The sequence below is a fragment of the Mariprofundus aestuarium genome (assembly GCF_002795805.1).
In the GTDB taxonomy this organism is placed as follows: domain Bacteria; phylum Pseudomonadota; class Zetaproteobacteria; order Mariprofundales; family Mariprofundaceae; genus Mariprofundus; species Mariprofundus aestuarium.
Genome location: NZ_CP018799.1, coordinates 1811934 through 1824171, shown reverse-complemented (window position 1 = coordinate 1824171; position 12238 = coordinate 1811934). Strand labels below are relative to the sequence as shown.

Annotated in this window: 12 protein-coding genes; 6 read left to right on the top strand and 6 right to left on the bottom strand. The window is 51.0% G+C overall.

Translation table 11 applies throughout. The annotated features are described in order from the left end of the window. Positions 1 to 11: 11 nt before the first annotated feature. Genes Ga0123461_RS08845 through Ga0123461_RS12375 form a run of 5 tightly spaced genes read right to left on the bottom strand, consistent with a single transcriptional unit; the run spans position 12 to position 3035 of the window. Positions 12 to 395 (bottom strand): response regulator, encoded by a 384-nt coding sequence (locus tag Ga0123461_RS08845; RefSeq protein ID WP_100278005.1) that lies wholly within the window; start codon positions 393 to 395, stop codon positions 12 to 14. A gap of 53 nt (positions 396 to 448) precedes the next feature. Continuing rightward, entirely contained in the window at positions 449 to 1255 is an 807-nt protein-coding gene (locus tag Ga0123461_RS08840; RefSeq protein WP_100278004.1) for a M23 family metallopeptidase, read from the bottom strand. Continuing rightward, a complete protein-coding gene (gene xseA, locus Ga0123461_RS08835) occupies positions 1252 to 2664 on the bottom strand; it encodes an exodeoxyribonuclease VII large subunit (RefSeq protein WP_232710105.1) in 1413 nt (470 codons plus the stop codon). The genes Ga0123461_RS08840 and xseA overlap by 4 nt, the downstream gene beginning before the upstream one ends. A 52-nt stretch (positions 2665 to 2716) precedes the next feature. After that, the gene (locus tag Ga0123461_RS12380; RefSeq protein ID WP_157819298.1) at positions 2717 to 2884 is read right to left on the bottom strand and encodes a hypothetical protein; all 168 of its coding nucleotides are present in this window, start codon (positions 2882 to 2884) and stop codon (positions 2717 to 2719) included. Beyond that, positions 2874 to 3035 carry a hypothetical protein gene (locus Ga0123461_RS12375; protein WP_157819297.1) on the bottom strand — a complete coding sequence of 54 codons (162 nt, stop codon included), beginning with the start codon at positions 3033 to 3035 and terminating at the stop codon, positions 2874 to 2876. Before Ga0123461_RS12375 ends, Ga0123461_RS12380 begins: the two co-directional genes overlap by 11 nt. 66 nt (positions 3036 to 3101) lie before the next feature. Here Ga0123461_RS12375 and ppk1 point away from each other — a divergent pair, with 66 nt between their 5' ends. Further along, positions 3102 to 5189, top strand: a complete 2088-nt coding sequence (gene ppk1, locus Ga0123461_RS08830) for a polyphosphate kinase 1 (RefSeq protein ID WP_100278003.1) — start codon at positions 3102 to 3104, stop codon at positions 5187 to 5189. Positions 5190 to 5192: 3 nt separating this feature from the next. Here the strand turns inward: ppk1 and Ga0123461_RS08825 are convergent, their stop codons facing one another. Next, on the bottom strand, positions 5193 to 6746 hold the full coding sequence (locus Ga0123461_RS08825) for a Ppx/GppA phosphatase family protein (protein WP_100278002.1): 1554 nt from the start codon (positions 6744 to 6746) through the stop codon (positions 5193 to 5195). Between the two features lie 143 nt (positions 6747 to 6889). Here Ga0123461_RS08825 and ppk2 (Ga0123461_RS08820) point away from each other — a divergent pair, with 143 nt between their 5' ends. From ppk2 (Ga0123461_RS08820) to Ga0123461_RS08800, 5 genes are all read left to right on the top strand, one after another. Continuing rightward, positions 6890 to 7789 (top strand): polyphosphate kinase 2, encoded by a 900-nt coding sequence (gene ppk2 / locus Ga0123461_RS08820; RefSeq protein ID WP_100278001.1) that lies wholly within the window; start codon positions 6890 to 6892, stop codon positions 7787 to 7789. A gap of 188 nt (positions 7790 to 7977) precedes the next feature. Continuing rightward, a complete protein-coding gene (ppk2, locus tag Ga0123461_RS08815; protein ID WP_100278000.1) occupies positions 7978 to 8925 on the top strand; it encodes a polyphosphate kinase 2 in 948 nt (315 codons plus the stop codon). A gap of 221 nt (positions 8926 to 9146) precedes the next feature. Further along, a complete protein-coding gene (ppk2, locus tag Ga0123461_RS08810; RefSeq protein WP_418289161.1) occupies positions 9147 to 10007 on the top strand; it encodes a polyphosphate kinase 2 in 861 nt (286 codons plus the stop codon). A gap of 114 nt (positions 10008 to 10121) precedes the next feature. Next, positions 10122 to 11951: a Na/Pi cotransporter family protein gene (locus tag Ga0123461_RS08805; protein WP_198507047.1), complete on the top strand. Its 1830-nt coding sequence runs from the start codon at positions 10122 to 10124 to the stop codon at positions 11949 to 11951. A gap of 12 nt (positions 11952 to 11963) precedes the next feature. Beyond that, entirely contained in the window at positions 11964 to 12236 is a 273-nt protein-coding gene (locus Ga0123461_RS08800) for a hypothetical protein (protein ID WP_100277997.1), read from the top strand. The last annotated feature ends 2 nt before the right edge of the window (positions 12237 to 12238 follow it).

Sequence of the window (12238 nt, the reverse complement as noted above, 5' to 3'; positions counted from 1 at the left end):
GTTACTCTTCTTTAGCCGAACATTTCATCCAGTTTTTCAGAAAAGCTGTTATAGCGGAACGGCTTTTGCAGGATATTGAACGTGTTGTCGGGGAAACGGTCATGCAGGTCTTCAGGGTAGCCGGTAACAAACAGAATGCGGTTCAGAATTTCGGGGTTTACCTGTTCAAGAGAACTGTATATCTCATCACCACTCAGTTTTGGAATGCGCACATCCAGCAGGACAAGCTGGTACTGGTCACCATGGGTGGTCAGTTCAAAAAGACTCTGTACCGGATCACTCATGCTTGTGATGTTACTCTGCTTCCCTTTTTCACTGACATACCGGTTAAGGAAAGCAGTCAGGATACTCTGAACACTATCTTCATCATCAATAATAAGTGCTTTTAATTCCATTCTTTCTCCCTCTGCCAGCAAAGCTCTGTATGGGCCCGAATCGACTTACCTGATTATAGCAGGCTATCTGGATTCACGCGAGCCGTATTAAACCGTACCCCCCAGTGCAGATGCGGGCCGGTTGCCCTTCCTGTGGAGCCAACCTTTCCAATCACCTGATGGGTATCTACCCACTCACCCTTTCTCACACTTGCAGACTGCATATGTGAAAAAACAGAGACTAAACCATTTCCATGGCCGATGGCTACAGTGTTACCGTTAAGGTACATATCCGCCACCAGCAGAACCTTTCCCGCCAGCGGTGTTTCGATCAACGTTCCCGCAGGTGCAGCGATATCAATGCCGGAGTGGGGCGAACGCGCCTCGCCATTGACATAACGCTGAGCCCCGAAGGGGGTTGATTCGATTCCGACGGTTGGCCTGCCAAACATTCTGACGTCAGGTGCTGCTGCAACTTTTTCCACATAGGTGGCTTTCAGCGCCTTCACTTCACTGCGGATGCGGGCCAGTGTGGCGGTGTCGAACTCAGCCATCTTTTTAGTGACCTGAATATGAGAAATACGGAATTTGCCTTCGGTGACCGACAGGGAATCTCTGGCCATGACCTGTTTGCCATTCGACCACTCAATCGGGTAATCGCTCGGTTTCTTTTTCAAATCGACACCGATCCAGCCCCGCCAGGTGCCATTTCCAAGTTTTTTGACCGGCCACATTTTGCCAAAGCACCAGAGCCGCAGATGCTCCGTCGTAACTGTCGCCTCAACGGTGACCACATTGCCTTGAACCGCCTGCCATGTTGCTGCATTTGCCGTGCCTGCGCAGCAGGCAGTCAGGAGCAGGATACCAAGCAGATATTTCATGGGTTTTTCCTCTCTAGAGATTTGACCTCGGTTTGCGCAGTTCCATCATGGAAATGGACCCGCATGCTGTCTCCTATCGCAAGATCGGCTGCTGAGGTGATCAGCCTTCCATCTTGCCTGTAGCTCATGCTGTAACCGCGCTTGAGCACGCCGGTCGGATCAAGCTCATTGAGTTTGCTGTTAAGTAGTTCGAAACGATGACGTTTCAGCTCAACCTGACGTTGCTGGTTTTTCAGATTCCGCAGGTGAAGATCGAGTGACTGCTTTTTCTGTTGCAGGGTGTTGCGCAGAGACTGTTTCAGGGCGATCTCTCTGTTTGACCAGTCAGAGCGCTGCTGCTGCAGGCGCTCTCCCGGTTGCAGGGGGGTTAGACGCTTCTCTATTAAACGCAGTGGTGAACGCAGACGACTGACATTGGCATGCGCGGCATGGTTCAGGCGCGAGCGCGTCTGTTCGCTGATATGGTAGCGAGAATCCAGGCTTCGCTGCCATGCAGAGACCTCTCTTCTACACATCGAATCAATCTCGCGATGGAATCTGTTCAGGCGCTGACGAAGCAGACTGGCTAGGGAAGTGAGTCGCGGTAGTCGCTCACGAAGCTCCTCTCTGGAAGGGCAGCACAACTCAGCTGCATTGGAAGGGGTGGCGGCGCGATGATCTGCAGCAAAATCGGCCAGCGTGGTATCAATCTCATGGCCGATCCCGGAGATGATCGGAATGTGGCAATCGACAATGGCTTTGACTGTGGCCTCATCGTTGAAACACCACAGGTCTTCAATGCTGCCACCACCGCGCACCAGAAGGATCAGCTCTGGAGGTGAGGCCATCGTGGAGAGTTTTCTGATGGCCGTTGCAATGGTTGCCGGGGCGCTGCTTCCCTGCACGAGGCAGGGGGAGAGGGTCAACTGCAGCCATGCCGGACGGGTCGCCAGTATCTTTTTGACATCTTCAAATGCGGCTGCGGTCGGGGATGTGACAATACCGATATGGGTGGGAAGTGGAGGCGGGGTCAGCTTGCGGCTGGGGTCGAACCAGCCGCGTTTGGCATACTCCTGTTTTCGGCGCTCGAATTCTGCAGCCAGACGGCCTGCGCCGGCGGCTTCAACGCGCGTTACTACAAGCTGGTAGGTGCCGCGCGGCTCGTAGAGGCTGAGGTGACCAGTAAAGATAAATTCGCCGCCCTCTTCAGGCATCTGTTTCAGTCGCAGGGCTGCTGAGCGCCAGACCACAGCTGAAATGGCAGCATGTGCGTCCTTGATGGTGAAATAGAGGTGCCCGGAAGCGGGGCGTGTGAGCCTCGATACCTCGCCAGTTACTTCTACCCTGGCAAAGCCCTGCTCCAGCATCTGTTTGATACGGGCGGTCAGTTCGGTAACGGATAATACAGTGTCATCTGAATGTGGAGTCACACGGACATTGTGTCGTGCTTCACCCGGTGGTCAACAAAGGATTGATACAGGTTTAATCGTGACCCAGTACAGCACGGTTTTCACATCCAAGATCAGTATCAATACCCATGAGAAAGGCGATCTCTGAGTGGGCAATGTGCGGGTTCATCATCGCAATGACCTTCATCATTTTAGGCAGATCCAACTCCTCTTTAGGTCTCTTCTGGTCTTCATTGAACATGGTTATCCTCCTTGCGATTTTGAGCGGCATGATAAGAGGGGATTGTGTGGTTGTTGTGACAGGGAAGTGACATTTCTGTGACAAGAGTGGATGTTTGATGGCTGGCATGGCTGTGTTGTGAAACAATGACGGCCTGTTTTTCCTGCTTCATCTTACTATACTCCTCTGTCGCTATATTCAGTATGAATTGTAAGAGGATACAGCTCGAGGAGTTATTTTGACTGAACAACCAGCCCTGCCGCTTGAAGATAAAGGTCTCTATCTGAACCGTGACTTGAGCATACTGCAGTTCAACCGGCGTGTGTTTGAGATGGCCTGTGACCTGGGTATTCCATTGCTGGAACGTCTGAAATTCCTCTGTATCAGCAGTACCAATATGGATGAATTTTTCGAGGTGCGGGTAGCCGCCCAAAAACATCGTCTTGCCATGGGGTCTCTCTCTAAGGCTGCAGATGGGCTGACCGCCGGTGAGATTCTGTCGCAGGTGCGCGGCCGTGTGGATGCACTGGTGACGGATCAGTATCAACTGCTCAATGATGCACTGCTACCGGCACTGGAGGAGGAAGGCATCCGGATTCTACGCCGCAGTGACTGGAGTGAAGAGCAGGCTGTTTGGATTCGCCGCTTTTTCCGCCGTGAACTGTTGCCTCTGCTGACCCCGATCGGTTTGGATCCGGCGCATCCATTTCCACGCCTGCTGAGCAAGATTCTCAATTTCGTTGTCTCGCTGGAGGGTAAGGATGCCTTTGGTCGCGAGTCCCACTACGCCATCGTGCAGGCGCCGCGCTCACTGCCCCGCGTGATACGGTTGCCCAGAGAGATTGCCGGTTCTGGAGATCATTTTGTACTGCTCTCCTCGATCATTCATGCTCATGTCGGCGACTTTTTTCCCGGCATGGAGGCCAAAGCATGTCATCAGTTCCGTATTACACGTAACAGTGGCCTGCTAGTGGATGAGGAGGAGCTTGTAGATCTGAAGCAGGCGGTTGCCGGTGAGTTGCTGGAGCGTCGCTTCAGTAAGGAGGTGCGGCTGGAGGTGTCACAGCGCTGTCCACAGGAGTTGGTGGATTTTCTTCTGCATCAATTCGGACTGGGGCAGGGTGATCTCTACCGCGTGGATGGACTGGTTAACCTTTATCGACTTGCAGCCATTTATAATGAGGTCGACAGGCCCGATCTGAAATACCCGGTATTTGAAGCGGGCGTGCCAGCGCAGTTGCGCGATGAAGAGTCCAGCGTGTTTGAGATGATTCAGCAGGGTGATGTGCTGCTGCACCACCCTTTCCAGAGCTTTTCTCCGGTGGTTGAACTGCTCAATCAGGCTGCCTCAGATCCTAATGTGCTGGTGATTAAGCAGACGATGTACCGGGTGGTGCCCGATTCTCCGCTGGTGGATGCTCTGGTGCGGGCGGCGCGTGCCAACAAGGAGGTGGTGGCAGTTATCGAGCTGATGGCGCGCTTTAACGAAGAGGAGAATATTGCTCTGGCAAACAAGCTCTCAGCTGCCGGCGTGCAGGTGGTGTACGGGGTTGTTGGTTACAAAACGCACTGCAAGATGCTGATGGTGGTGCGCCGCGAAGGTCGTAAACTGCGCCGTTATGTTCATCTGGGTACAGGTAACTACCACACCGTCACCAGTCGTTTTTACACCGACTTTGGCCTGCTCAGTTGTGATCCGGAACTGGGTGAGGACGTGCATAAGCTGTTCCAGCAGCTGACCGGGCTTGGTAAAGCTACGCGTCTGAAGGCGATGCTGTCGGCACCGTTCACTTTGCATAAGGGGTTGATTGAACGTATTGACCGCGAGGCGGAAACAGCGCGTGCCGGAGGCGAGGCCAGGATTCGCGCCAAGGTCAACGGGCTTGAAGAGCCTGAGGTGATCAGGGCGCTCTATCGCGCTTCCCAATCAGGTGTAAAAATCGATCTGATTGTGCGCGGCATCTGCTGTTTGCGTCCGGGCATTGCCGGAATTTCCGAGAATATCCGTGTGCGTTCGGTATTGGGGCGTTTTCTTGAACACACACGTATCTACTATTTTCATAATGGCGGTGAGACGGAACTATTTTGTGCCAGTGCGGACTGGATGAGTCGCAATCTTCTCAGACGCGTGGAGACCTGTTTTCCTGTGCGTGACGAGGTGCTGAAAAAGGAACTGATTGCATCAGGGCTAACCCCATATTTTTCGGATAATGTTGGTGCATGGCAACTGAAAGCGGACGGCTCTTACCAGCGAGTACAAACGCGTGCGCAGCCGAAAAGTGCCCAGCTGATGTTGATGAGAAAGCTGGGTACGCTAAAGGAGTAGGCTTCAGTTCGACTGTTCGAGGTCGATGTGCAGTGAGAGGCCAAAGGCCTCTTTGAAATAGTCTGCGGTCTGAAGGGCTGCCCAGCGTTCCAGCAGCATGTCACCGCTTCCTTCGATATGCAGGGCTGCAGTTTCCGGCGCAACAGTCAAACTGAGGCGGCTGATGCGGTTGCGGCGCTCCTTGTTCAGGGCGATGGCCAAGCGCAGCAGGGCGCTGAGTTGCCACACCTTCAGCTGGGCACTTTTTGAGAGTTCAGAGAACTCTTTATGTGAGTCAGAGGGAGGGCCTTTGCGCTGATAGCGCACAAGCTGAGCGAGCAGACTTTTTTCGTTGTCGTTCAGACCAAGAAGCGGTGCCACCGAGATCAGATAGGAGGCATGGCGGTGATGGCCACCAACACGCACATACATGCCGATCTCATGCACCATGGCAGCGACCTCAAGCAGCAGGCGATCACGATGATTCAGGGCATGCAGTTCGCGACTCTGATCAAACAGCACCAGTGCCAGACCGGCAACCTCTTTGCCATATTTGCGATCCACATGGTATTTGCTTTTCAGGCTACGGGCCCAGGCGATGAGATTGCGGCGTTGTGAGTGGAAGGTGAGATCTTCACTGTCCATCATATCCAGCACGATACCATCCATCAGGCTGGCATCGGGCATTACCATCTCCTTTGCCTGTGAAAGCTTCATGATCTCATGGAACACCATGGCAGCTGGTAGGATCACATCGGCGCGATCAGGTCTCAGCCCCAGATCGCGAATTCGCTCCTCAAAGCTGAGTTTGGAGAGTTTTTTGATCAGTTTTTTCAATTGCTTGCGGCTGATGGAGGTGGCCGATTCAGTGTCCAGTATCTGAAATGCGAGTTCGCCGATAGCCGATGCATTGCCGCCGGTTGCAACGCAGAGATCTGCCTTGCGGCGTCCGATCTGCTCACGCAGCTTTTTACGCGTACCATCAAGGTACTCCGATAGCAGGGTGTTGAAGTCACCCTCCTGACCGAGCATCTCCAGCAGACGAACCGTGCCGATCTTAAAACTCTGGGCGGCGATCACCTCACCATCATCACATATGGTGACCTCCACGCTGCCGCCACCCATGTCGATCAGTACAGTGAATTTATCATCCAGATCCACGCGGCGGCTGATCGAGTAGTGCACCAGTCGCGCCTCCTCTTCACCGCTGATCAGGTGCAGGTCGATACCTGTCTCATCCAAAATACGTTTGGCCAGCTCCTTGCCATTCCTAGAGTCACGCATCGCACTTGTGGCTGTGGCACGGTATTTCTCAATCTGATGCTGATCAAGGATGCGGCGAAACTGCCGGAATGCCTCCAGTGCATCCTCTATGGTCTGCGGGCTGAAGGTGCCGCTGGTAAAGGCGTCATGGCCAAGACGGACAGGTTCCCTGTAGCGTTGAACCAGTGTAGGTGTGCCTGCGGCATCGCGAATGGCGATGCCAAGGCGCATGGCATTGGAGCCGACATCAATAGCGGCGACCAGAGCGCTGTGGTCGGGCAGTGCATCATCTGCAATAAGACTGGTCAGTTCCATCTGCTTATGCTGCCGTGATGATTTGAAAATCGCTATCTAATTTCAGCACACTTCATATAGCGCTGTATATATTCCGGATTTGCAATGTAGAATAGTTCGTCCTCTGCACATTGGCGGGGCGATACTATATTCAGGGAGTATGCATGATGGATGCACTGGCAAATAGTGGAGATCAGCAGGTAGAAGCGTCACAGGAACGCTCTTACGATGCATTGATCGATAAACATGGCTTTGACGATAGCAAGGTTGAGAAAATCATCACCTCCTACCTGCAGGAGCAGGAACTCAAGCCGTTTCAGGCCGAATTGATTAATCTTCAGCAGCACCTTGAAGCGACCAAGCAGCGGATGATCATCCTCTTTGAAGGCAGAGATGCGGCGGGCAAGGGTGGTACCATTCGCAGTGTGACGCGTTATATGAACGAGAAACACTACCGTGTCATTGCGCTGGGCAAGCCGACCGAAGAGCAGCGCACGCAGTGGTTTTTCCAGAAGTACGTATCCCAGTTTCCTCGTGGTGGCGAGATCGTGATGTTTGATCGCAGCTGGTACAACCGTGCGATGGTGGAGCCGGTGTTCGGCTTCTGTACGGATGAGGAGTATAACAACTTCATGAAGGGGGTGGTCGGCTTTGAGAAGGATCTTGTGCGTCAGGGAACCATCCTGGTGAAGATCTACTTCAGTGTGACCAAGGAAATCCAGAAAAAACGCTTCGAGCGCCGTCAGAATGACCCTTTGCGCCAGTGGAAGCTCTCTGAAGTGGATGTGCAGGCGCAGGAGCGCTGGGACGATTTCGATAAGGTTAAATATGAGATGCTCAAACATACCCACACCGCAGCTGCACCATGGACGCTAATCCGTTCCGCCGATAAACACCTGGCTCGCCTTAACGCGATCAAGGTCATTCTCAATGCGGTGGACTATGATGGCAACAATCAGGAACTCGATTTTGTCCCGGATGACAGCGTTGTCATTTCCGGTGCCCGTGAGCTTGAACTGATGCAGAAGGCGAAGTTGAGCAATAAGGGCAAAAACAGAGAGTGATCTGACTGGCTATATTGATAAGCAAGGGGCGGTTTTCCGCCCCTTGTCTGTTTGAAACGGTTTACGTTTGCTGTTGTAAAAAACTGCCTTACTACAATCTTAGACTTCAAGATTTGTTCAGGGTGTGTATAATGCTACCCCTCTTGCGAAACCTCTCTGCATGAGTAATACAATCCTTGGAGAATACAATGAGTACCTTGGTTAACAGTGATTCCACCCCTAAAGCAGATGAAGCCGAGGGCTCAGGCGGGCAGGCCAAATGTTATGATCGGTTGGTTGAAAAGCATGGACTGACTGAAGAGAAGGTGAAGAAGGTTCTCACCAAATACCTGCAGGAGCAGGAGCTTAAGCCGTTTCAGGCGGAGCTGATCAATCTGCAGAAGCATCTGGAAAAAACCAATCAGCGCATGATTATTCTTTTTGAGGGCAGGGATGCTGCAGGTAAGGGCGGCACTATCCGTCGTGTGACCCGTTACATGAATGAGAAGCACTATCGTATTATTGCATTGGGCAAGCCAACCGAAGAACAACGCACACAGTGGTTTTTCCAGAAGTATGTATCCCAGTTTCCGCATGGTGGTGAGATCGCCATGTTTGATCGCAGCTGGTACAACCGTGCGATGGTGGAGCCGGTATTCGGCTTCTGTTCCGATGCCGAGTATAAAAATTTCATGAAGGGTGTTGGCGGTTTCGAGAAGGATCTGGTGCGTCAGGGTACCATTCTGGTGAAGATCTACTTCAGTGTGACCAAGGATGTGCAACAGAAACGTTTTGATCGTCGTAAGGATGATCCACTGCGTCAGTGGAAGCTCTCTGAAGTGGATGTGCAGGCGCAGGAGCGCTGGGACGATTTCGATAAGGTTAAATATGAGATGCTGCGCCGCACCCATACCGCATCCGCACCGTGGACGGTGATTCGCTCAATGGACAAACATCGGGCACGTCTGAATGCGATCAAGGTGATCCTCAATTCTGTCGATTATGACAAAGTGAACATGGAACTTGATTATGTGCCTGACGACAATGTTGTGATCTCAGGGGCACGTGAGATTGAACTGATGCAGAGGGATCGCCTGCGCAACAAGAGTAGAAAAAAAGTGGCGGATGATCTGCCGCAAGAGGATCAGTCAGAATAAAGAGAAGAGGGCGGTTTTACCGCCCTTTTTTTGCCCCTTTCATCTGCATTAAATAGTTGCATCAGTTACTTCAATATTTCAAAAGGGCTACTTTTATGTATAATGCCATGTCCTTTTGGTGATTTGGAGTGCCAGGGGGGATATAGCGAAACTATAAGGAGAAGAAAGAGATGAATCTGTTGGCAAACCCTGAGGTTACCCTGGATGAGGGCCCGGAGGTCATGCCGCAAGAAAATCCTCCCTGCTATGAACAACTCATAGAAGAGCATGGACTAAGCGACAACAAAGTAGAAAGCATCATCACCAAATATTTGCAGGAAAAAGAGCTCAAACCCTATCAGGCCGAGTTGATCAAGCTGCAACAGCATCTGGATAGAACACAGCAGCGCATGGTTATCCTTTTTGAAGGACGCGACGCTGCAGCCAAAGGTGGCACCATTCGCCGTGTAACCCGTTACATGAATGAGAAACATTACCGTATTATTGCCATGGGCAAACCGACCGAAGAGCAGCGCAGTCAGTGGTTTTTCCAGAAATATGTATCCCAGTTTCCACATGGTGGCGAGGTCGTGCTGTTTGATCGCAGCTGGTACAACCGGGCGATGGTGGAGCCGGTTTTCGGTTTTTGCAGTGAAAGCGAATATAAAAACTTTATGAAAGGTGTGGTCGGCTTTGAGAAGGATCTTATCCGTCAGGGAACCATACTGGTGAAACTCTACTTCAGCGTTACCAAGGATGCCCAGAAGGCCCGCTTTGACCGGCGTACCACGGATCCGCTGAGGCAGTGGAAGCTCTCTGAGGTGGATATGCAGGCGCAAGAGCGCTGGGACGACTTCACCAAGACAAAATATGAGATGCTTAAACGCACCCATACCGCAGCAGCGCCATGGACAGTGATTCGTTCGATGGACAAACACAAATGCAGACTTAATGCCATTAAAACCATCCTCAATGCGGTGGATTATGAGGGTTATAACGAGGCACTGGATTTTGTACCTGATGACAAGGTGGTGATCTCCGGTGCCAGAGAGATTGAGCTGATGAATAAGCAGCGCCTGAGAAGTGGTAAATTTATCGGCTGATTTTGATAACATATAACTCCCCCGAATTTACGGGGAGTTATCATTTCCATCCTGGCTCAACTGCATGGCTGGAGCGCTGTTTTTTTTTATATTGAATTAAAGGATATTGAATACGTGAAAGGCACCCTTCAAAAAGTAATGTTACCAACCATTCTGGTGATTCTGGCCTACGGTTTCTGGATCAGTCCGGATTTTAAGGAGATTGCTGCCGGCGTAGCGATATTCCTGTTCGGCATGCTGGCGCTGGAGGAGGGCTTTAAAGCCTTTACCGGTGGAACACTTGAGAAAATCCTGAAAAAAACCACGAATAAATTATGGAAGAGCATCTCTTTCGGTGTTGTTTCAACGAGTATCATGCAGTCCAGTTCGCTGGTTTCGGTCATTACCATATCATTCCTGGGCGCAGGGTTGATTGGCCTTTCTCAGGGTATCGGCATCATCTTTGGTGCCAACCTTGGCACGACAACTGGAGCATGGCTGGTGGCCGGTTTCGGTCTGAAGGTGAAGATCTCAGCTTATGCGATGCCGATGCTGGTATTTGGCGTGATTATGATATTCCAGAAGTCACGTCACCTTAAAGGCATCGGTTATATCCTTACTGGCCTCGGGTTCCTTTTTCTGGGTATCCACCATATGAAGGAGGGTTTTGAGACCTTCAAATCGGCGATTGATCTGGCTGAATATGCGGTGGCCGGATATCCCGGACTCTTCCTGTTTACCCTGATAGGCATTTTTGCCACGGTGGTGATGCAATCGAGTCACGCCACACTGGTTCTGATTATTACCGCACTGGCTGCTCAGCAGATCTCTTATGAAAATGCTCTGGCGCTGGCTATCGGTGCCAATGTGGGCACAACGATTACAGCTATCCTTGGGGCACTGAGCTCCAATGAGTTGGGTAAACGGTTGGCAGGCGCACATCTAATTTTCAATGTGATTACCGGTCTGATTGCGATCGCCTTTATTCATCAACTGCTGGTGGCTGTGGATCTGATCAGCTCCTACGTCGGTATTGCTGAAGCAGACTACACATTGAAGCTGGCGGTATTCCACACTCTGTTTAATCTGATCGGCATTGTGGTGATGATTCCATTTACCAATCATCTGGTACGTTTTCTGGAGAGGGTGATCAAGTCGGAGCCGGATAAATATGCGCAGCCGAAATACCTGAATGAATCAGCGTTAGAGTTTGGTGATGCCGCACTTGAAGCACTGCGTATGGAGACTGCACGTGTTTACGGTAAAGCAACCGATGTTATCGCAAAAGGACTCTCTCTGGATAAGAGGAAGATTTTCTCTGATGCTAAACTCAAACAGGTGATTGCGGAGCATGCTCGTGCGATTGATTATGATATAGATGATGTCTATGAACATGAGATCAAACGTCTGTGCAGTGCGATTCTGGATTACACCAATAAATTATCCTCTGCTGACCCAGTCATTGCCAGACAGATTAGTCGAATCCGTATGGCTAATCAGTCAATCCTGATCGCACTCAAAGATGTAAAACATCTGCAGAAGAATATGCAGCGCTATATCGCTTCGGATAATCCGGAGATCAGTGGTGAATATAACCGACTGCGTCAACGTATCGCCAAGGTGATGCGCCGACTGGAGAAGATTCGTGCCAGTGGTGAGACGAGTGCGACATCCATTCTTTCGCTGGATGCGCTGAAGCTGACGCTGGAGAAAAATATGGGCCTGTTGCATGAGCGTATGAATGAATTGATTCGTGATGGCAAAGTCTCAGCAGAGATGGCGATATCGTTGATGAATGACAGTAATTATACCTATAGTATAATCCATAACCTGATTCAGATTAACCATAACTATCTGAAATCCGAAGAGGGGTCTGAGACAGAGGCAGAACATATGATCGCTTTGAACCGGGAAGAGATCGGCACTGTGCTGGCAGATGATCGGGAAATTGCAGAGAAAGGGTGAACGGGGATTAGTATGAAATTTGACAATGCGTTGAAAAAGAAGCTGTTGAAGAAACTTAAATCGTACATGAATGCAGAGGCTGAACAGTTGCAGCAGGAAGATGAAGGCCTCTCCAAAGTGCTTAAAAAGCTTAAAAAGAAAGAGAAACACCTTAAGGCATTAATTGCTGCTGAGCGTGATGAAGATGTGCGCGAGATGCTGGAGCAGGAGTTAAATGTGGTCCACTCACAACGTAAGAAGGGCATCACACTGCTCTCCTCTCTGCGTAAGAAAGTTAGTAAATAAAA